The 21,628-nt window shown below is 40.0% G+C and carries 20 protein-coding genes and 1 pseudogene; 3 read left to right on the forward strand and 18 right to left on the reverse strand.

The window, feature by feature from the left end; translation table 11 throughout:
• Positions 1-377: 377 nt before the first annotated feature.
• Positions 378-698, forward strand: coding sequence for a winged helix-turn-helix transcriptional regulator (locus tag ACFPRA_RS03460; RefSeq protein ID WP_381430832.1), 321 nt, complete (start codon positions 378-380; stop codon positions 696-698).
• 138 nt (positions 699-836) lie between these two features.
• Entirely contained in the window at positions 837-1,220 is a 384-nt protein-coding gene (locus ACFPRA_RS03465; RefSeq protein ID WP_381430834.1) for a RidA family protein, read from the forward strand.
• Between the two features lie 93 nt (positions 1,221-1,313).
• Here ACFPRA_RS03465 and ACFPRA_RS03470 read toward each other — a convergent pair.
• The 7 genes and pseudogenes from ACFPRA_RS03470 to ACFPRA_RS03500 form a co-directional block, all read right to left on the reverse strand.
• Positions 1,314-1,655, reverse strand: a pseudogene (locus tag ACFPRA_RS03470) (heavy metal translocating P-type ATPase); the annotation flags it as partial.
• 189 nt (positions 1,656-1,844) lie between these two features.
• Complete coding sequence (locus tag ACFPRA_RS03475; protein WP_381430836.1) at positions 1,845-2,507, reverse strand: anti-sigma factor; 663 nt, start codon at positions 2,505-2,507, stop codon at positions 1,845-1,847.
• Positions 2,504-3,052 carry an RNA polymerase sigma factor gene (locus ACFPRA_RS03480; RefSeq protein ID WP_381430838.1) on the reverse strand — a complete coding sequence of 183 codons (549 nt, stop codon included), beginning with the start codon at positions 3,050-3,052 and terminating at the stop codon, positions 2,504-2,506. Before ACFPRA_RS03480 ends, ACFPRA_RS03475 begins: the two co-directional genes overlap by 4 nt.
• Positions 3,053-3,184: 132 nt before the next feature.
• Complete coding sequence (locus tag ACFPRA_RS03485; RefSeq protein ID WP_381430840.1) at positions 3,185-3,655, reverse strand: COG4315 family predicted lipoprotein; 471 nt, start codon at positions 3,653-3,655, stop codon at positions 3,185-3,187.
• Between the two features lie 84 nt (positions 3,656-3,739).
• Entirely contained in the window at positions 3,740-4,522 is a 783-nt protein-coding gene (locus tag ACFPRA_RS03490; protein WP_381430842.1) for a substrate-binding domain-containing protein, read from the reverse strand.
• Between the two features lie 502 nt (positions 4,523-5,024).
• Positions 5,025-6,053, reverse strand: coding sequence for a type 2 isopentenyl-diphosphate Delta-isomerase (gene fni, locus ACFPRA_RS03495; protein ID WP_381430844.1), 1,029 nt, complete (start codon positions 6,051-6,053; stop codon positions 5,025-5,027).
• Between the two features lie 101 nt (positions 6,054-6,154).
• Positions 6,155-6,967, reverse strand: coding sequence for a squalene/phytoene synthase family protein (locus ACFPRA_RS03500; protein ID WP_381430846.1), 813 nt, complete (start codon positions 6,965-6,967; stop codon positions 6,155-6,157).
• An 804-nt stretch (positions 6,968-7,771) separates the two neighbouring features.
• Between ACFPRA_RS03500 and ACFPRA_RS03505 the strand changes: the two genes are divergently transcribed.
• Entirely contained in the window at positions 7,772-8,686 is a 915-nt protein-coding gene (locus ACFPRA_RS03505) for a LysR family transcriptional regulator (protein WP_381430849.1), read from the forward strand.
• 100 nt (positions 8,687-8,786) lie between these two features.
• Here the strand turns inward: ACFPRA_RS03505 and ACFPRA_RS03510 are convergent, their stop codons facing one another.
• The 11 genes from ACFPRA_RS03510 to ACFPRA_RS03560 all read right to left on the reverse strand — a co-directional run bounded on the left by ACFPRA_RS03510 (position 8,787) and on the right by ACFPRA_RS03560 (position 21,616).
• Complete coding sequence (locus tag ACFPRA_RS03510; protein WP_381430851.1) at positions 8,787-9,677, reverse strand: ABC transporter permease; 891 nt, start codon at positions 9,675-9,677, stop codon at positions 8,787-8,789.
• A 17-nt stretch (positions 9,678-9,694) separates the two neighbouring features.
• A complete protein-coding gene (locus ACFPRA_RS03515) occupies positions 9,695-10,699 on the reverse strand; it encodes an ABC transporter permease (RefSeq protein WP_381430853.1) in 1,005 nt (334 codons plus the stop codon).
• 26 nt (positions 10,700-10,725) lie between these two features.
• Positions 10,726-11,697: an ABC transporter ATP-binding protein gene (locus ACFPRA_RS03520; protein WP_381430855.1), complete on the reverse strand. Its 972-nt coding sequence runs from the start codon at positions 11,695-11,697 to the stop codon at positions 10,726-10,728.
• On the reverse strand, positions 11,642-12,670 hold the full coding sequence (locus ACFPRA_RS03525; RefSeq protein ID WP_381430857.1) for an ABC transporter ATP-binding protein: 1,029 nt from the start codon (positions 12,668-12,670) through the stop codon (positions 11,642-11,644). Before ACFPRA_RS03525 ends, ACFPRA_RS03520 begins: the two co-directional genes overlap by 56 nt.
• 31 nt (positions 12,671-12,701) lie before the next feature.
• The gene (locus ACFPRA_RS03530; RefSeq protein WP_381430859.1) at positions 12,702-14,294 is read right to left on the reverse strand and encodes an ABC transporter substrate-binding protein; all 1,593 of its coding nucleotides are present in this window, start codon (positions 14,292-14,294) and stop codon (positions 12,702-12,704) included.
• Complete coding sequence (locus ACFPRA_RS03535) at positions 14,294-15,763, reverse strand: amidase (RefSeq protein ID WP_381430861.1); 1,470 nt, start codon at positions 15,761-15,763, stop codon at positions 14,294-14,296. The genes ACFPRA_RS03530 and ACFPRA_RS03535 overlap by 1 nt, the downstream gene beginning before the upstream one ends.
• A gap of 22 nt (positions 15,764-15,785) precedes the next feature.
• A complete protein-coding gene (locus ACFPRA_RS03540) occupies positions 15,786-17,012 on the reverse strand; it encodes a CaiB/BaiF CoA transferase family protein (RefSeq protein WP_381430863.1) in 1,227 nt (408 codons plus the stop codon).
• A gap of 147 nt (positions 17,013-17,159) precedes the next feature.
• The gene (locus ACFPRA_RS03545) at positions 17,160-18,788 is read right to left on the reverse strand and encodes an ABC transporter substrate-binding protein (protein WP_381430865.1); all 1,629 of its coding nucleotides are present in this window, start codon (positions 18,786-18,788) and stop codon (positions 17,160-17,162) included.
• Positions 18,789-18,876: 88 nt separating this feature from the next.
• Positions 18,877-19,206, reverse strand: coding sequence for a thioredoxin family protein (locus ACFPRA_RS03550; RefSeq protein WP_381430867.1), 330 nt, complete (start codon positions 19,204-19,206; stop codon positions 18,877-18,879).
• Positions 19,207-19,208: 2 nt separating this feature from the next.
• Positions 19,209-20,189 carry an amidohydrolase family protein gene (locus ACFPRA_RS03555; RefSeq protein WP_381430869.1) on the reverse strand — a complete coding sequence of 327 codons (981 nt, stop codon included), beginning with the start codon at positions 20,187-20,189 and terminating at the stop codon, positions 19,209-19,211.
• A 59-nt stretch (positions 20,190-20,248) separates the two neighbouring features.
• Complete coding sequence (locus tag ACFPRA_RS03560) at positions 20,249-21,616, reverse strand: phenylacetate--CoA ligase family protein (RefSeq protein WP_381430871.1); 1,368 nt, start codon at positions 21,614-21,616, stop codon at positions 20,249-20,251.
• Positions 21,617-21,628: the final 12 nt, after the last annotated feature.

The raw sequence follows: 21,628 nt of genomic DNA on the forward strand, positions 1-21,628 counted from the left end.
ACATTTACTTTTAGCCAAGATTGAGGTGTCAAATATTCTTCCATATCCTTTACCCCAATTTCCCAGCCGGTAAGCCTTTCCAGCCAAAACGCTTATTCCACCGAATTTCAAGATCATTAATACATTTAAGGATGCTCCATCACCCATTGTCCTCGCCATAAATTCATGTCGAGAAACAAAAACTGATGCCTTGATGAGGCAACATGGAAATATGGATCTCCGTGAAAACATCCTAAGCATATTCAACATACACATTTTTATGGTATGATAAATGAAAATATATAAATTTTATTTTAAATGGCTTCAGTGTAGAGTTACTAAAAGTTAAAAGGTAATCAATAATATGTATATCATCTGTAAAGTAAAGGAGTGAAAAAATGGGAGAAGAAATGCAACGGCCGCCTTTATGTAATAAAGTCGAACATTCTTATCAATTAATCGGTAAGAAATGGATAGGCCTTATCATTCATTCGCTTCTCGAGGAACCAAAACGCTTTAGTGAGATTCACGCTTATATTCCAGATTTGAGTAAGCGTGTGCTCAATGAACGCATTAAAGAATTAGAAGAATCGGGCATCATTCTCCGCAATGTAATTGCAGATCGACCCGTGCGTATCGAATATTCCTTAACAAGGAAAGGAAATGAATTAGGGAAAGCTCTCAAAGCTGTGGAATCATGGGCTGAAAAATGGCTTTAAGTCATCAAGGGGCTGACCTCCCTCCAGAACAATCCAGCAATCTAAAATTAATGCTTTCTATTAATCTTGGATTGCTGGATTGTTCAAATTCATTTCACACATTGGACAATCAGCTTATCTATAAAAGGAGGAATAACAATGGCAAGAAAGACTTATAACATAAAGGGTGCAACGGCATCAGGTCCTTATTCACACGCGGTAGATGCAGGTGATTTAGTTTATCTATCAGGACAGACTGCAATGAATTCCGTTTCGGAGGATAATATGGCAGGTGACATTGGGTTCCAGACAAAACAGTGCTTCACTCATTTGTTCGAGGCGTTGGAAGCAGCTAATCTTACACCGGATGATGTTGTAAAAGTAAATGTATACCTAACGGATATGAATAATTTTTCCGCAATGAACGAAGTATACGCAACGCAGTTTTCAGAACCTTATCCTGCGAGAACATGCGTAGCCGTTTTAGCGCTACCACTTGGAGCGGACGTAGAAATCGAAATGATCGCAAAACGACCAAACTAAATTAGAACACGTCTTTCATGGCAAATTTAAAGCAACATATGAATTAGAAATAGCCTATGTCAACTTTAAAAAAGTCGGCATAGGCTATTCTTGTCAATTTTTTGTGTTCACTTTCTGTAAATGTAAAGCATTCACCACTACGGATACTGAGCTAAACGCCATCGCAGTACCTCCCCCAAATGCGCTAATAGACCGATTGCTGCAATTGGAATTCCGACGGTGTAGTAGAAGAAAGCGAAAAACAAGTTTTGTTTAATATTGCGCATTGTTTTTCTACTCATAATAATGACATCCGCCACATTATTTAAATCACCACACAAGTATAATATCTGACGCTTCAATGGCAATGTTTATATCCTTTCCAACAGCCATTCCAATATTCACCGTTGCAAGTGTTGGAGCGTCATTAATTCCATCCCCAACCATCGCCGCTTTCCCTTCACTTTCAAATGCAAAAGGACATTAGCACAGAATACGCCGTCCATTTTAATTTTCTTAACTTTTCTAGCATATGCTTAAAGAAACGATCGGCAAGTGACAAACGACCTTGAGGACAGGAACTATTTGCCATGATCGAGACACATATCTTTTCGACTTCCGTTTTACATCCAGAGTGAAATGCCATCAGCCCGTTCCAACAATTTTCTTCCCTCTCGGCTGCTTACTTGTTGCATCCGGTTCTAATGTAATTCCGATCGTGTCAAATGCGTCTAGTTTTGACGTATCCACTGTCAAAACACCGAACCCTTCTTTATCCGACTTGAATACACCTGCACTTTGTCGACGACCGTTATCAATCATCCATACTTGGTAGACTTCCTTCCCTTGTATCTGGGGAAAATCATATACATTAATGATGAGCTCCTCTTTGCCATTTTTATTTATAAGAAACGCATACCCATATGCTTCCCCTAACTCTTCATCCACAGCATTCAATTTCATGGATGCGACAATCTCATTGACCCCTATTCCTGGTTGATGAATCGGAAAGACCAATAGGACGATGCAAAGTAGCATTACTGTGCAAAAGCTCGCTGTAAATGGTGTAAACTGCTTCCATATCGACTTGATGTGAAATCCTTCTTTTTCTGTTTGCTTGTTGTCCCCACTTTCTTGATTAAACACAAAGTTCAGAACCTCTTCTTTCAATCCAGAAGGTTCCTCAACACTTTCAAAATCAAAATGCATCGCTTCCCAAACTCCCATTACCTCTCCTTGGAGATCGTGTTCGAATGTATCATTAGATAAAGAAGATTCTGCAGGTCGCTCGTTTTTTCTGTTTTTCATTCCCTTCCACCCTCTCCTATGTATAAACGTAGCTGTTTCAAAGACTGATGAAGCCTGCTCTTCACAGTTCCGATCGGCTCTTGCTCAATTTTAGCGATTTCCTGGAGCGTACAGCCCTTCCAATACAAAAGATCAATTAATCGTTGCTGTTTCACCGTCAACTTCATTTTTGCCTGTTGGATAAACTGTTTGTTGATATGTTCTTCAATTTCATTTTTCGGATTTGCCATATGCTCAATCGCAATTCTATCGTCCTGCTGATTGTGTCGCTGTTCCTTTTTCACATAATCAAGACAGATGTTTCTTGTAATGGTCAAGAGCCAATTGATGAATTTCCCTTTTGAAGCTTCATAGCTACTTCCAGTCGTCCATAACCTCAGATAGACAAGTTGTGTAATTTCTTTCGACATGTCGACTTGTTTATTCGAAAATTTATAGGCATAACTGAATACGACCTTTCCATACCGATCATACAATTCCTCAAGTGCACCACGATTTTTCTTTCGAACTAATTTAAAAAGCTCTACATCACTTTTTGTATGCATACAATCGCACCCCTTTCTTTTAGAATGTTCCTACTTTTCCATCTTAACAACAAGAATATATTCTGTGAACAGATGGAAGGGTTGACAGACAAAAAACAGGAGAAACCCTTCAAGTTTCCCCCGTGAACTCAATTATTCAAATTCCGTCTCGTTATTCACAATATGCCATACACCCTTGACGCCTTCCCCATTCATATCACCTTGCGACTCATCTTTCACAAAATAATAAAGGGGATGCCCTTTGTATGTCAGTTGATCCTCACCATTATCTTCTCGGGTGATTTTTCCGAAATCGGCTTTATCATATCCTTCTGGCACTTCGTAATCACCGGCTTTTACAAGTGGCCAATTGGCAAGACAATCATCGACACAATTGCTCTTGCCCTCCACATCATTTTTGAAATAATAAATAGTCATTCCTTTATCATCCGCTAAATACTCGTCAACCTCATCGGCCGATAAAACTTGCAAAGCCGGTCCAGCAGTTCCAGGAGATACCTCGACCTGATCTTCGACCTGACTGTCAGCCACGTCACCATTTCCACATGCAGCTGACAGTGCAACAACCATCATCAACAACAATCCAAGAGACCATTTTCGCATCACTTCTTCCTCCTTCATGTTTTAGCTGTTCACTACAGGTAACGACGGAAATTCAGTAACGGTTTTAGCTGTTTTCAAACTTTTCTACTTCCAACCCCATTTACGGAAGACGTCATGGGCTTCTTCCGTTTGTAAAAACGCTAAAAATTTTTCCGCCTCTTTATTTTTCGATCCTTTTACAGTTAATGCGATGGGTGTTCCCCTATATAATTTATCCTCCTCCTTCAACATAACAAGGTCCGTTATATCTAGAAGACGATAATGCCACGATTCGTACGTGATCCATGCGTCAATCGTCGGCTCTGAATTCCATAACTCAATTGCTTCAGCACTTGTTTTCACCGAGGCTACCATGTTCTTTCGAATACCGGGGATTACGCCTTCCCTGCCAGCCAAGTCTTCCCAAAGTCCGAGTTGACCGGCTCCATTCACGTCAACAATTTGTATATCGTCTTTTGCTAAATCTGTAATCGATTGAATATTTTTGGGGTTTCCTTTCCTTACAAGGATGCCCGCAGGTCGGGCATATAGCTCGGTCCACGTCTCTTCATCTAACAATTCCGGGTAGGAAAACGAGAAGTTCCGTAACATATATGAAGACCCTCCGTAAATGATGTCACCATCCTGTTTTGCCTGTTCAATCCACTTCCCTTCTGGTCCCGCGGTGACGTAAACTTGAATACCTTTTCCCTTTGAATAACGTTTCGCCAGTTCTTCCATCGGCCCAAGTGGACCACCAGGACCATACACATAAACGGTGTTTGGTTTCTTTTTCGCCTCGATCTCATTCTCATTTGTCAAATCGATTGTCATAATCAATCCAGAGAGTAGCATAACCGCGAACAGTAAATTACCGATTTTCTTCATTTCAAAACCTCCCTTGAAATAAATACCTACACTAAAGCTAACGAAAAAAATGTTCAAACGGTTTGAAAATTTATTTTTTGAGGCGCAAAATCTTTTTGCGGAAATTGAAATAATCGCAAAAATACCTAACTAAAGGAAAATGTACCTTCTTTGGTTAAAACTACATTATAAAAGTACAGGACCAAAGAGAAAAAGCTGTCCAGAAAATCAGTTTTCACTGACTTGCTGAACAGCCCTGTCTATTTTGTTGACTTATGGGATAGGTTCCTCTTTTTTGCTGATAGAGCGAGCTTTGGCAGGATCGCTTTTTCTTTGTAATCGTGTGGACTGTTGTCCCTTTCTCAACTAAAAACGCGCTAATGCCTCTGGCGCCTGGTACGGTGTAAGGCTCTTTTTTTGCGAGCACTTACAGTAAATGACCAACAACTTCACATCGACGCTAGTCGAATACCTGCATACCAGTAAAGTTTGGATCTTTCTTGTGCCAAGTGAAAATCGGTTATCATCGTTCCTTCAAACGAGGTGTGTCCTTCAATTCCTGAATCGTCTGAGCCCCGATTCCGAACATCGCCATCCGAAGTTCCATTTCCCGGATTTCCATCATTTCTAGGACCGCTTCAGGACTTTGGGTTGCTTCTTTGAGGATGGCTCGTCCAAAACCGACCAGGTCAGCCCCTAACGCAAGCGTTTTGGCACCATCCAATCCTGTCTGCATTCCGCCGCTAGCAATGAACGGACGGTTTCCAATCTTCCCGCGAACCAACCTAATGGATTCTGCAGTCGGAATGCCCCAATCGCTGAATGCTTCGGCGGCAACACGACGGATCCGGTCATTCGCTCGAAATTTTTCCACCTGACTCCAGGAAGTGCCTCCCGCTCCGGCTACATCGATAAACGCCACGCCAGCCTCAACTAACTTTTCAGCGATCTGACCATCGATTCCCCATCCCACTTCCTTCACCCCAACAGGAACTTCTAGTGTATGGCAGAGCTGCTCAATCTTTTTTAATAAACCTTTAAAATTTGTATCTCCATTTTCCTGAATGACTTCTTGAATACTATTCAAATGTAGGACAAGCATATCCGCCTTGGTTTTCTTGACAATTTCCCTACATTCGTCGCCACCGTATCCATAATTGAGCTGTACAGCGCCCAAGTTGGCGATGATCGGGATATTAGGGGCATACTGCCTCATCAAAAATGAGGAGGTATGGCCATCACTGTCGAGCAATGCTCGAGTTGAACCGAGCGCAAGTGCCCAGCCCCTTTCTTCCGCCGCTACTGCCAGATTCCGGTTAATCGTCTCGGCAAGGGCTGTCCCGCCTGTCATGGAACTAATGAGAAACGGTGCTTTGCATGTAAAGTCGAGAAACGTGGTTTCAATAGAAATTTCGTCAAATGCGATTTCTGGAAGTGCATTATGGAGAAACACATACGACTCCAACCCTGTGGAAATCGACTCGCCCGTAACCTTTTCGTTCAACGAAATTTGAATATGTTCCGACTTTCTTTGCTCAATTGAATTGGCCAATGCCAACACCTGCCCTTACCCTCAATATTCTTACAGCTTTCTGTTTCAGATGGCTGTTTAACAATGTTCAAACTCTCTATCCACACAACATATCGATAGATTTATTTGATTTGAACTTCCTCCACTGTTTGTTCGACTTCTGCACGTGTCATCTTTTCGCGTCCTTCTTTCATCGCGGCTAATGTTTTATGCGCAAGAGCGAGCGGCAGACGACAGAATAATATAATGTTTTTCTTACTAAGAGATTTCATATATTCATCTGCTTTTGACAAGTTTTCCTCTGCATATTTGAATAGGTCGGCACGACTCCATCCATCAGGTACAAAGCTTACACCACGCTCATCCAAGTCTTCCTGCTGATTGCGTAGAATGTTTACAGCCTGAAGCCCACGTCCATAACCGATGGCAAGTTCCCGATCGGTTTTCGCTTCACCATAATGCTCCCAAAGATCCGAAAGCATCACCCCAACAAGCCCCGCAACGTAGTATGTATAATCATCCAACTCTTCACGCGTATGGATTTCCCAATTTGCTTTTGACCACTTCGCCATCCCAATTGCCATTTCGCGCGCAGCGTTCGTCACGATTGGCAGCACATCTTCGGGACAAGCTTGCAGCCATTCTACTAAGCGAATTGTGACTGCTGGCATTTGTACATTAGTCTGCCCCAGAATTTTTAAATACTCCTCGTTATCAAAAGTTTTGTTAAATAATTCGCTTACCTGCATTAAAATTGTATATTTTACGTTATTATCCAATTGCTCATGATCTTCAATCTCATCAATTGCCCGAAATACTAAATAAGCGGATGCAACCGAATACTTTAACTCCTTCTGCAAAAAAGTGATCGGAATATAAAACGTACGACTCGTCTCTTTTAACATACGCATTGCATCTTTCGGAAACTTACTCATTCTAATTACGTACCTCCCAATCTAAATCTGGCTATACTCATCGTAACTCAATTTTTTAAAAAGTGACACTAAAAACAATAAAATATTGGGTGAACAAACGAACATTTGATGACAAGCACTTCCGCTTTCCCTTAGTCTAATTTTGACGGCCTAACCATTTAGCACAATTTCAAAACAAAAACGCCTGAAACCTTGAGTTGAAAGGGTTCCAGACGTTTACAAACCAATTCTCACCTAATTGTTTTCCGTTAACATCCTGTACCAAGCGTTTATGTGCAAATCAGGGTTTTATCGAAGATTCAAAAGCCGTTTGTGTACTTATAGTATACCATAAATCATGAGGTGAACCCTTGTTTATTGACAGGCATTATAAGTACTTTACCTAAAATTATTAAAAATATACTGGTTAACCAGGTAAATAAACCAAATTCAGAGATTAAGAAGTTGATGCCCGCACTTAAAAAGAGGAAGTAGTGAAACATTATTACTACGATATTTTCAGAAAACTTATGCCTCATTAACTTAAAACATAGGAAGATCAATCTGATATTAACAAATATGATCAAGAGTCCCAAAATATCTTGTATAAGATAGTGAAAGTGAAAGTGAAAGTTCATAAATCTGCTAAGGAATTCCGTCGAATCCTATCCATACAGATGCTTATAGCAATTAAGAATCTATTATGTATAACGCTCACTATGGTACCATGAGATTCCATCCACTATAATGATAGGATGAGACAAACTTAAGTACTGGTTGTTATTTCCGACAGAATTAAAGTTACTATAGGCGGGAGGAAATGTTGTGCGAATAGAACAACTTGAATATATCGTTTCCATTGCAAAAACCCATTCATTTTCTAGAACTGCTCAAGATTTACATATCTCACAGTCGGCTATTAGCCAATCCGTGTTAAAACTGGAGGAGGAGTTAGGAGTAACCATTTTTGAACGTTCATCCTTAGGGGTGAAGCCGACAGATGAAGGGGACATTCTAATCAAAAATGCTTCAGAAATCTTATTGGGTCTTGAAGAACTAAAAAACAACGCAAAAAAGTTCAGAGAATTAGATCAAGAAGAGCTAAAGATTGGACTAGTTTCAGGTTTGCACCTGCCTTTTCTCCCTAAAGTTTTATCTCAAATAAAAAAAGAGTTCCCTTATCAGTCTATTACGTTTCGGGAATTGAGCTCAGTGGAAATCGTTAAATCCACAATAAATAAGGAACTTGATATCGGTATTTTGGTTATTTACGAAAACACGTTAAACTACTGCAATACGATTGAATTTCGCAGTTTTTATGAAATCAAATTCTTTATCTTCGTTGACAAACACTCGGCTTTGGCCTCTTTCAGCTCTTTAACGCCACAAGACTTATTAAATCATACCTTGGTTATGTACAATGGCGAATTTATGAATTGGTTTTTCGAAAAATTCAATAAAAGGTTCGGACCCTTTGAAGTTTTATTTAAGACTAATAATAATGAAACCATTCGGGAAACCGTCAGAAAAGGATTAGCTATCGCAATCGAGACAGAGGCCGAGTTGCTTAATAATCCATACATCAAAAGTGGTGAATTAATCGCAATTCCTTTGCGTATAAATATTCCAGACAAGGGCTACTTAGGATTAGCAAAAATCAAAAACAAAGCAATTTCCGTTGAAACAACTACATTCATAAAATCTTTTGAGTCTCATATTCAAGAGATGTTTAACAGATAACCAGATTTCAGACTAATTCGAAACTGGATGCATTCACGTATTATTACGCGAGAGGGGATACCCCCCTCGCTTCCCTACCCAAACACTGTGAAGAAATCGCTTATTTCATCTTCGGATCTAAAGCATCGCGTAACCCATCCCCAAACATATTAAATCCGATAACAGTCACCATAATTGCAAACCCTGGAAACAATAATGTCCATGGAGCTACTGTAAGAAATTGTCTTGAATCCGCCAACATCTTCCCCCACTCCGGTTCACCAGGTTGCGCTCCAAGTCCAAGAAATCCTAAAGCAGCGGCTTCTAGAATTGCAGTCGCTATTCCTAATGTTCCTTGTACAATAATTGGCGTGATAGAATTCGGAAGTATATGGAGGAACAAAATGCGACTATTAGACATCCCAATCGCTTTGGCGGACATGATATACTCTTCTTCTTTCACGCTCAGTACACGGGAACGAATCAATCGCCCGTATGTAGGGATATTTATAATCGCAATCGCAATCAAAGCATTAAATAAGCTCGGTCCTAAAATGGCAACAATGGCTATTGCCAGAAGAATACTTGGAAAAGCTAGCATAACATCGAAAAAGCGTGAAATAATTGAATCTGCCCATTTACCATAAAATCCGGCAACTAGACCAAGTAAGCAGCCGACGATGATTGAGCCAATAACCGAGAAAAAACCAATCCAAAGTGAGATTCTAGCCCCATATAATATTCGACTGAAAATATCTCTCCCTTGATCATCGGTTCCAAACCAGTGATCCGCATTTGGTGGTATTAAGGTTTTTTCAGGATTAAAACCATCAAATGGGTGCGATGTAAGTAAGGGAGCTAAAAGGCCTATTAATATAAAAAATAGAACGACTGCTAAACCTATCATAGCTGTACGTTGTTTTCTCAACCTTTTCCAACCTTCTAGCCATAAACGTCTCTTGAAAGATTTAGCTTCCCCTCGTCCAGCTACCGCTTTTGCCGAATATTGCATAATCCTCTCCCCCCACCTTAACGATATTTTATACGCGGATCTAAACGTGCATATAGTAGATCAACAATCAGGTTCACGAAGACAAAAATTGTTGAAATAATTAAAATCCCAGATTGGATAACAGGATAATCCCTAGAACCGATCGCATCATAGATATACCGACCAATACCTGGCCACCCGAAAATGGTTTCTGTTAAGACAGCCCCACCAAGTAAAAGTCCCACTAACATTCCAATAATCGTCAAAACAGGTGCAAATGCGTTTTTTAACGAGTGCTTATAAAGTATTTTCAATTCTGATAACCCTTTAGCACGGGCAGTGCGAACATAGTCTACACTTAAGACTTCTAGCATGCTTGAGCGTGTGATTCTTGCAATGATCGCCATCGGTATCGTCCCAAGTGCTATTCCAGGTAAAATTAAATGTTTCAAAGCATCCCAAAAGCCAGCCCAATTCCCTTGAATTGTCGTATCGAGCAATAATAATCCAGTAATTGCTTCAACCGGTTCTCTTGCATTTATTCGTCCTGTCGAAGGTAGCCAACCAAGCTTTTCCGCAAAAACCCATTGCTCCATTAAACCTAACCAGAATACGGGTACAGAGACACCGACCAATGCGATTAACATCGCCCCATAATCAAACCACGAAGCTCTTCTCCAAGCTGCTATTATTCCCGCGTTCACCCCCACAACAATTGCGATAATCATACTGATGAACATCAATTCGATCGTTGCGGTCAAATAGGGAACCACTTCTTCCAAAATCGGTTTTTTAGTTCTTAGTGACGTCCCTAAATCACCTGTCATTATATCTTTCACATAGGAAAAATACTGCGTAACGATTGGCTTGTCTAATCCCATTTCAGCTTTTAAATCTGCGACTGCTTCAGGAGTGGCATGATCTCCCAAAATCACAGTGGCTGGATCCCCGGGAATAGCATGGATGATCGCAAAGACAACGATTGACATTCCAATTAAAACCGGAATCAATTGAAGTAAACGGCGAGCAAAATATGATTTCATGTTGTACAGCCACCTCCATTAATTGACTATTCGTTATAAAGATGACAGGCAACATAATGTCCGTCACCCACATCCCGTAGTTCGGGTTGTACTGTTTTACATTTCGATGTTGCTGCAAAGCACCTTGGATGGAAAGCGCAACCTTTTGGGGGATTCGCAGGACTTGGCATATCACCTTTAAGTACAATTCTTTCCTTCCGATTTTCAGCTTTAATACTCGGTGAGGCGGAGAACAAGGCTTGTGTATAAGGATGAAGCGGCTTTTCGTATAGACTATGCTTAGTGCCTTGTTCAATTATCCTTCCTAAATACATGACGCCAATTCGATCGCTAATATGCTTGACAACACTTAAATCATGGGAGATGAATAGATAGGTTAAACCAAATTCTCGTTGTAACTTTCGTAATAGGTTCAAGACTTGGGACTGGATTGATACGTCTAAAGCGGATACTGCTTCATCAGCGATGATTAATTTGGGGTTTAATGCAAGAGCTCGTGCAATTCCAACACGTTGTCGTTGTCCTCCTGAAAACTCGTGAGGATATCGTGAGGCATGGTAAGCATTTAAGCCTACCACTTCCAACAGTTCAGCGACTCTTTCTTTTCTTTCATTAGGCGTCAAGTTACTATTGACGATTAATGGTTCTTCAATCAATTTACCAACTGTCATCCTTGGATTAAGCGATGCATACGGGTCTTGGAATATAAGCTGCATATCTTTATAAACTTTTCTCATTTCTTGACGGGAAATCTTGTTAATATCTTTTCCTTTAAAAATCACTTCTCCAATAACAGGTTCAATCAAACGTAAAATCGCCTTTCCCGTTGTTGATTTTCCACAACCTGATTCTCCAACAAGTCCGAAGGTTTCATTCTCGTAGATTGTAAAGTTTACGCCATCAATCGCCTTCACTACACTTTCCTCTTTACTTAGGAATTCTTTATCTGTAGGAAAGTGAACTTTCAAGTCTTTCACTTCCAGTAATGGCATCTTCATTTTTAACCTCCTCTGCTAAAAAACAACGTGATTTTTGTCCATCTCCAATATCCAGTAATTCGGGTTCTTCCACTGTACATCTCTCGATTGCATATTGACATCTAGGAGCAAATTTACAACCTATTGGCATTTCGGAGGGAATAGGTACGTTTCCTTTTATCGTCTTTAGCCATTCCACTTCCTCTTCAAGAGAAGGCATCGAATCAATTAAACCTTTCGTGTATGGATGGGCAGGCGATTCAAAAAGGGTTGTGACATCCGCTTCCTCGATAACTCGCCCCGCATACATCACAATTACCCGATCACAGATCTCAGAAACGACTGCAAGATCATGCGTGATCATGAGAATGGAAGTATTACTCTCTCTTTTTAATTTCTGAATCAATTCAAGAATCTGTGCTTGGATTGTCACGTCAAGCGCAGTTGTCGGTTCATCAGCTATAAGTATTTTCGGGTTACATGCAAGTGCCATGGCAATCATCACGCGTTGACGCATTCCGCCTGAAAGCTTGTGAGGATATTCATCCACCATCTGCTCGGCGCCAGGAATCCCGACTTCTTTTAGCAATTCCACACTTCGCTTCTTAGCTTCTTTACGACTCAATTTTTTATGCAATCTAATGGCTTCGCCAATTTGGTTGCCTATTGTGAAACCAGGATTCAAGCTTGTCATTGGTTCTTGAAAAATCATCGCAATATCGTTCCCGCGAATTTTCCGCATTTTTTTTTCGGTTAGTTGGACAAGGTCTTCATTTCCGAACATAATACTGCCATCCACCACCTTACCGATCTTATATGGCAATAAGTGCATAATGGAAAGAGCTGTTACACTCTTTCCAGACCCTGATTCTCCAACAATACCAATCGTTTCCCCTTCATTTACTGTAAATGTCACCCCATCAACAGAACGGACAACACCATTATCAGTAAAAAAATGAGTGTTAAGATTTTGAACGGTAAGCAATGGTTCCATCTTACAAACCTCCTCTTCCTGTTCCGAATTCTCAATCCTCAATATATACCTCTGCTAAACTTTCATAGCCAATCGCATGTGGTATATATCCTTTTACAGATTTACCACCGGCCATGGCACTTTCTACATAAGCAAGTGGAATTGCAGGTGCATCATCGTGTACAATCTCTTGTATTTCTTTATAAAAAGCGGTACGCTCTTCTCTGTCTGTTGAACTCTGTGCCAAATCCAAAAGCGCATCTACCTTATCATTGGCATATCTAGACAGATTAGAAGCAGAGGTAGAATAAAGCATAGTATATAAAAAGTTATCTGGGTCTCCATTCTCACTCAGTCTTCCGATTGCAGCAAACCCATGTTCTCCATTCATTAATTTCGACAGATATGTTGCCCATTCAAAGGTAACAATTTTTACATCAATTCCAATTTCTTTTAAATTCATTTTTACTGCTTCTGCTACTTTCTGGGGTTGAGAGAAATATACTCTATCCGTTGACATTACCCAAAGTTCTGTTTCAAATCCATCAGGAAAACCTGCTTCTTCCAGTAATTTCTTGGCTTTATCCAAATTGTAGTCATAATCTGTAATTTCATCGTTATAACCCCATATTACAGGCGGCATCATATTTTTAGCTGGAATCGTAAATGGACCATAAAACGCATCAATGATACCTTGTTTGTCAACTGCGTGACTGATTGCTTGACGCACTTTCACATTGTCAAAAGGGTGTTTTGTAATGTTGAAAGTTAAATAACCTAGATTGGCGCTAGGTCGCTTGAAAAGTTGTAACTGCTCATTACTGTCAATCTCAGGTAAATCCGTTGGATTAAGGCCTTCCATTAAATCGATTTCATTATTTTTTAGCGCTGTTAATCTAGCGGAGTTATCAGGAATAACTTTAAAAATCACTTTGTCCAATTTGGGGAGATCATTTTCCCAGTATTCTTCATTCTTTAATAATGTTAATGTATCGTTTTCTTTCCAAGAATCGTACACAAATGGCCCCGTTCCTACAGGATGCTGATTGATATCTTCCCCATATTCTTGTAGAGCTTTAGGGCTGATCATTCCAAATGTCGTAATCCCGATGTTTGGTAAAAATGTAGCATTGGATTCGCTTAATCTAAACTCAACGGTATGTGTATCAATAGCTTGTACCTCTTCAACAATTCCTTTAATTGTCCTGCTGGGAATGGAAAATTCACCGTGATGCTGTGGATGGCTTTCATCCATCATTCTATTAAAGTTGTAAACCACTGCATCTGCATCAAAGGTAGTACCATCATGGAACTTTACGTCTTTTCGCAATTGAAAAGTCCATATTTTTCCGTCTTCACTTGTACTCCATTCAGTGGCTAACTTAGGAACAACATCTGTGCCTTCTTTTTCGTAATCAATTAGAGTTTCATAAACATTTTTCGCTATTCTGGATGACTCTGCATCAATAATATTATGCGGATCTAACGTCACCGTATCAGTGCCCCGTCCATAAATTAAAGTGCCGTTGGCCGCAGTCCCTTTGTCTTTACTATTATCATCTGAGCTAGTATCTCCAGCACATCCTGCAAGTAGTAATACACTTAAAACTGCAATCAACAATAATAATCTCAATAACTTTTTCATTAACCCTCCCTCCTTGAATAGTGTTTAACTTTTGCATTCAACAAACGAGTTTTTTTGTCTATCCACGGCTGTGCTTCTTCTAATTGAAATGCTAATTGAAACAAGGTCGATTCATCTGCGAATCTTCCAGCGAATTGCATACCTATTGGAAGTCCTTTACTGCTCCAGCCAAGAGGTAAGCTTATTGCCGGCTGTCCAGTAGTATTAAATAAGTTTGTAAATGGCGCATAAGCCATCATTCTTTCCGTCCACTGTTTTGCATCCAAGTTAGGATCATTCGCATTGAGCTTTCCAATTTCCCATGGTAATTGAGCAATCGTCGGAGATAAAAGCACATCGTAATGGGTGAAAAATTCACCAACTGTTCTAGCTACTCTATTATTTATCTCAAAAGCTTCTAGTAAATCAAAGGCCTTCAGTGTTTGACCGTACTGGTAGAGTGCCCAATTCGATGCCTCCAAGTTTTCTGGAGAAGCAGTTCGATTTAACCCTATTTGTAATCTATCTATGCTTCTACTAATATTTGCAGCCCAAATTCGAAGTGTAGCTTGAAATTGTTCTTCGGCATTGATCTGTGGGGTAGCTTCAACAAGATCATGCCCCAGATCCTGACATAGCTGAACCGTTCTATAGAGCGCGTCAGTACATTCTTTATCCACAGATGCTCCATTGATTGGTGCTCCCATCCAAGCAATACGCAACCGTTTAGGCTTATGTTCTTTTTCACTTAAGTATGTGCGTTTCGGTGATTCTGCCCAAGAGCTTGCTCCTATATCTGCTCCAGCGATTTCATCTAGCAATACTGCAGAATCTCTCACACTTTTTGTGACGGCAAATTCATTACTGAGCCCGCTCAATATCTCGCCTCGAAACGGGCCGTGTGGAATGCGACCGCGAGTTGGCTTTAATCCAACGAGACCATTAACTGCTGCGGGTTGCCGAATAGAACCCGCACCATCATTTGCATGAGCAATGGGTACAATCCCGGCTGAAACTGCGGCAGCTGCTCCTCCACTAGAGCCGCCAGCACTTAAATTTGTATCCCATGGATTTCGAGTCGGTCCATAAAGAACTGATTCAGTAGTAAAGTTGAATGCAAATTCAGGAGTAGTAGAAGTTCCAACCGTAACAAAGCCAGCTTGGCGAAAACGTGTCATTAGATTTGTATCCTGTGAGGTTGTAACCCCAACTCCAAAACGACTTCCTAAATTTACAGGGACACCAATAGCTTGTGCACTTGACTCTTTTATGAGAAAAGGTATCCCTTTAAACGGCCCCTCTGGTAGACCAGCCTGTATCTCTTTATCAGCTTGTTCTGAAAGCGTACTTACTACTGCGTTAATTGTCGGATTGAGTTTATCAATCCCCTCCAAAGCAACCTTTTTCAATTCTTGTGGTGTGACCTCTCTATTCTTTACTAGCAAGGCAAGTCCCACCGCATCAAATTCGGAGTACTCCGAAAATTCCATGTGTAAGTAACCCCTTTACGATTTATTGTTCACTGTAAATGATTCCTGTCGACTTTAATTTCTCAATCTCCTCTTCGTCAAATCCAAGCATTGATTGGAGAACCGAAAAGTTATGCTCGCCTAGCTGTGGCTCGATGGGGGTATCCCCATTTCTTAGTCCGATTTCCTTATCAAAAAATTTGATAGGCAAATTAGGAAGTTTTACTTTACCCAGTTTCGGATGCTCGACGTCCACGACCATATTCCTGCCTTTTAAATGAGGGTCTTCAATTAGTCCTTTCACATCTTTCACTTCTCCGGCAGGAATGTGCAAATCATTTAAAAAAGTTAACAATTCTTCAGCGGTTTTATCAATTGCCCAATCTGCAAAGTATTTGTTCAAGTCATCCAAGTTTTCTGCTCTTTTTTTCATCGCTCCGATATCTTCGCCTTTATATTCCTCTACAAGATCTACACGGCCAATTCCGGTAAATACTTTTGCAAATCTATCACCGCCGGAGGCACATACGATTACCCATTTTCCGTCTCTTGTTTGGAATGCATCCCAAGGAGCGCCGAGAGGATCTTTATTGCCGCGTGCAGCTAAAGATTCTCCCGTCATACTTGTTCGAATTACGGATTCCTCAAGTACTGAAAAAACGCTATCCATCATACTGACTTCCAAACGCTGGCCTTTTCCGGTATTATTCCGATCAATGATTGCACTTAGTATACCTACCGTTAAATAGACACCTGATAGTGCATCGGCAACAGCCGGACCCGTTTTCAATGGTTGTCCATCTTCCAATCCATTTTGACTCATCAGTCCCCCCATCGCTTGAGCGATTCCGTCAATGCTCGGAAGATGCGAATAAGGACCTTCGCTGCCAAAGCCATTCAGTGAGGCAAAAATGATTTTCGGGTTCACTTTTTTTACTTCCTCGTATCCTAGTCCGAGCTTATCCATCGTTCCTGCCACAAAATTTTCAACAATAATATCAAATTGTTTAGCCAACTTTAGAAAAATCAGCTTTCCTTCTTCAGTTTTCAGGTTCAAAGAGATGGATTTCTTTCCCCTATTCAGCATATAAAAGTAACCGCTTACATCTTTGTGGAAAGGAGGTAAAAATCTTGAACGATCCCCTGGTCCTGGTCTTTCCACCTTCACGACTTCTGCTCCTAAATCTTGTAACATCAGCGTCGAATAAGGGGCTGAGAATACCCAGCTAAGATCTAGTATTTTAATGCCTTCCAACGGTTTTGTCGACACTTCATCATCCCTCTTCTGATTTTAATAGACTTGGATAATGCCCAACAAGCAGAATATGGAGTTTGCGCTAATTACAAAGAAACGTTTAAGCGACAAGTAACGGACGATTTTTTCCGTAAATCCTGTTCATACTCAAGTCACTCTTTTCTATTCCAATGTAACTTTATACATATTTTCTGCCCCCGTTGGATGCGGGAAATAGCCTTGCACATAATTACCAGTGACGACAGCTTCTTTCACTTCTACTAATGGAGCCATCGGAGCGTCTTCATGGACAAGCTCTTGCACTTTTTTGTAAATTTCAGTACGTTCTTCTTGATCGATCACAAATTTCGCTTGCATCAATAAATCACTAACTTCATCATTCCTATAAAATGTATGGTTTTGTGCCGACCCTTTTACTGCATTATTCTTACTTAATGTTGAATATAGGAAGTTATCGGGATCCCCGTTGTCGCCGACCCAACCGATTAATGCGATTGAATGCTCACCACTTCTAATTTGATCAAGAAACGTCGGCCATTCCAATGTTACAACTTTAACATTGATGCCTATTTTTTCAAAACTTGACTTCATCGCTTCAACCATTTTTGTCGGTTGCTGCATATAAATACGCGAGTTAGCTGTTACCGAAAATTCAAGATCAAATCCGTTAGGATAACCTGCTTCAGCTAATAAAGCTTTGGCTTTATCCAAATCGTACTCATAGTCTTCAATGTCATCGTTGTAAGCCCAACTGGAAGAAGGTAACATGTTTTTTACCGGGTCTGCCAATCCGTAAAAGTAGGCATCCGCAATTCCTTGTTTATCTACTGCGTGGTTAATGGCTTGACGGACTTTCGGGTTATCGAACGGTTCTTTCAGATTATTGATGGATAGATAACCTACATTTAACGGTGGTCGAAGAACGATGTTTAAATTACTATCCGATTCAACAGAGCTCAAATCCGAAGGGTTCAAACTTACCATAATATCCAGTTCCCCATTCTTCAAAGCAGTTAGCCTTGCTGAATTATCTGGTATGACTTTATAAATAACTTTGTCCAATTTAGGCAAATCTGGCACCCAATACTCTTCGTTTTTAACAAGTGTTACCGAGTCATTCGGATTCCAAGATACAAATTTAAATGGACCCGTCCCGACCGCATTCTCATTAATTTTTTCACCAAACTCTTCCAATGCTGCCGGACTAATTATACCAAATGCATGCATGCCCAAATTGGATAAGAAGTTAGCTTGGGGCTCCACCAGCTTAAACTCGACCGTATTTTCATTGACTGCGTTCACCTGTTCAATTGAACTGCCTTCCCCTTTAAAACCGTTAAACATACCGCGATATACTGAAAAACTCCCACTATGTCGGGCTGGATGTTGTGGATCCATCATCCGTTCAAAGTTATAAACAACTGCTTCGGCATTAAAATCAGTACCATCATGGAACTTAACGCCTTCCTGTAAGTGGAAAGTCCATGTTTTACCGTCATCAGATATATCCCAGTCTTTCGCTAGTTTTGGAATGACGTCAGTCGTTTCTTCGTCGTATTCAACAAGTGTCTCATAGATGTTTTTGGTAACTCGCCATGTTTCAATTTCATTAGCATCTTGGGGATCCATTGTATAACTATCCGCACCTCTACCAAAAACTAATGTTGTTTCTTTGTCTTTCGAATCTTTTTCCGATCCACCTTCAGAATTAGACGTTCCTTTCTCACTACATGCCACTAGTAAGAGTGATAGTAATGCCACAATCGAAATGAATGACAGAATTTTCTTCATTATTTCCCCTCCCATTCTATATCTTTTTAATCGTTTACTAACGGAGTTTAATCTATCCATCCATGAAAGTATAAGACACTAGCGTTTATTAGACTTTTGCTTTTGCATTTTCAAGAAATCTTTCAATTTCTTCTTTTGTTCTCCCGCTATTTCCTATCATTTCAGCTAGCGTTTTTCCTTCTTTATAAGCAATAAAACTAGGAATTCCCATTACGTTGGCTAATTCACAAACTTCCTTTTGTGAATCAGGATTTACTTTATAAAAATCAAAGTCATCCTGGTTTTTTTCAATAATTTCATCCATAAACGTGTCGATGAAGTTACAATCGGAACACCAATCTGCCGAAAAAAATAAAACGGTTGCCTTCTTTTTTGCTATTAATTCCAAAAATTGTTCTTTACTTTGTATATTTTTCATTCCTATTCCTCCAAGCCATAACTTACTTCTTTTCCTAATTTGAGTTTGAATAGTTTATTTGCATTCTTCCAATAAAATTTCTCTTTCACTGAGTCTTTTAAAGGCCATTCTTCCACTTCAGCGATATAGTCTTTAATCGGGATTCCCAATGTCAACCAATCCGATCCAAACACGATTTGATCCTGTAGTAAGCTATTTGCATAATGTAAAAACATATCCCAGCCTGTATTGGGTTCCGCTATATAACGAGGTCTAAAAGCGGAAGTATCCACATGTAAGTTTTTATATTTTAATAACATCGCTATCATATCGGGAATCCAAGGCCACCCACCGTGTCCCGCAATAATCTTCAGATTTTTAAAATCCATTAGCGGCGCTTCCAAGTTAGATGGATGATCTAGAAAAACGGACGTTTCTCTATAATAGTTAATTGACGAATGGATCCATACAGGTATCTCCAATTCATCACATAATGCATACAGCGGGTAATATTTCCGATCATCGGCTTTTATGCCATGTTCATAAGGTGGAATAACAACGGCCTTATATCCTTGCTCAGTTATAGCCTTGCGAACCACTTTCAAACTTTCTGTTCCTTTATGAGGGTTGTAGCCGGCAAAACCGATAAAGCGATCAGGATATTTCTTCAATAATTCAGCTACGTAATCATGATCAGCAGGTGCTTCTGAACCGTCTCTTCCATAATCCATATTATGAATCGCATGATAAGCGATCGTTGAATCACGAAGCATTTTCAAAAACTGATCCATGGAGAAATTTTTTTCTAACTTCGCGTAAACTTCTTGCATAACGTTCTCAGTAGATTCAGATTCAAGTCTTTTAAAAAATTCCTCTTTCGTCCATCCCGCTAATCGTGCCCATCGTTGACCAAATAATTTTCTGTACTCTTCATTTTTCGGGTTGATATCTGTTGCTCCCTGAAATTGAAATTCAGGGAGTGTATTTGAACAATCGATAATCAATACTACTTCCTCCCTACTCCATTAATTATTACTTCCCAAGATAACTAAAATTGAGTTATTTAGTAGTTCTTTTCAAAAATCGGCGTTTTGGTTAACGCTTTTTCCAAAGTCCCAGGTGCACACCAAATAATTTCAGGTGTCATTCTCGCTTCAGAATGGAGGGCATTTTTTATTCTTCTCTCCAAGTCAGCAAGCTTTCTGCTATCGCTGTTTTCACCATATTCCAATTTTATTTGCAATGGCGGTACAACCCGTGGCGGTGGATTGTTAAGGACTATTCTTAATTCCCCCGTTATTTCTGGAATAAAATTGGATATTACTTGTTTGATTGTAGATGGATAAACATTTGCCCCCTTAATAATAAGCATGTCATCCGATCGACCAATAAATTTAACTCTTCTTCCTTGAAAGCCACAACCTGGGCATTCACTTGTAAAGACTTGGACAATATCTCCAGAGGAATAACGAATTCTCGGTAAGGCTTTCAATGTCAATTCTGTAGCGATTAATTCACCGATAACACCGTCGTATACTTCTATAGGCTGCTTTGTCTCAGGATCAATCAAATCGTTCGGAAATAGACTAAGATCGGGTGCTACACAATGAATACCGTGATAGTCATCCGAATCGCAGGAAAAGCCCAACTCGCCTAAATAATCATAGATGCGGCAGTCATAAGCATCTTCTATTTTTTTCTTGATTTCTGGGACACCGACGCCAATTTCACCGACTGTAAAAATGGCTTGCAATCCAAGTTCACCAACATTCATCCCGATTAATTCTGGTGCTTTATCGATTAAATGCTCGGCCAATGATGGCGTCATCATCGCAGCAGTTGGTCTTGTCATTTTGGCATATTCCAAGATCATTTTGCTTCCGGCTCTCACATCTACGTCTATCGGCAATACCCCTTGAGAACGTATCCCCCATAAAATAGAAGAGGTAGCGTATATCCCTAACGAATGACTAAAGAGCAAACGTTCACCAGCATGAACTCCACCATAATCTAGCATATGGGCAATAAAACCGTTTAAAAAGTTGATGTCCTCTTCTGTAAATGTATAAGTAAAAGTCGGATTTCCTGAAGTACCACTTGTCGTACCGGTAAATACGACTTCATCCGGCGAGCTGCATAAATGTAAACCGAAAGGATGGCCATGCCGTTCCATTGACTCTTTTTGGATCGCTCTTTCGATTGTTTTGTTCAGAAAAATAGGCAGTTTATAGTAATCTTCAAATGTACGGATATCTTCTGGACGTATACCAATCTCATTGAACTTCTCACGGTAAAATTCGGAATTCCGATAAGCGTATTTTAATTGTTTTTTTAACAGTACGAATTGATATTCCCTGATCTCTTCTTCAGACATTCGATTAAAGATCGGATTTGCATATTGAACTTTTTTAGTTTTAACCTTGGTCAGCAAAATAATCACTCC

The organism is Sporosarcina soli, assembly GCF_042655805.1.
In the GTDB taxonomy this organism is placed as follows: Bacteria; Bacillota; Bacilli; order Bacillales_A; family Planococcaceae; genus Sporosarcina; species Sporosarcina soli.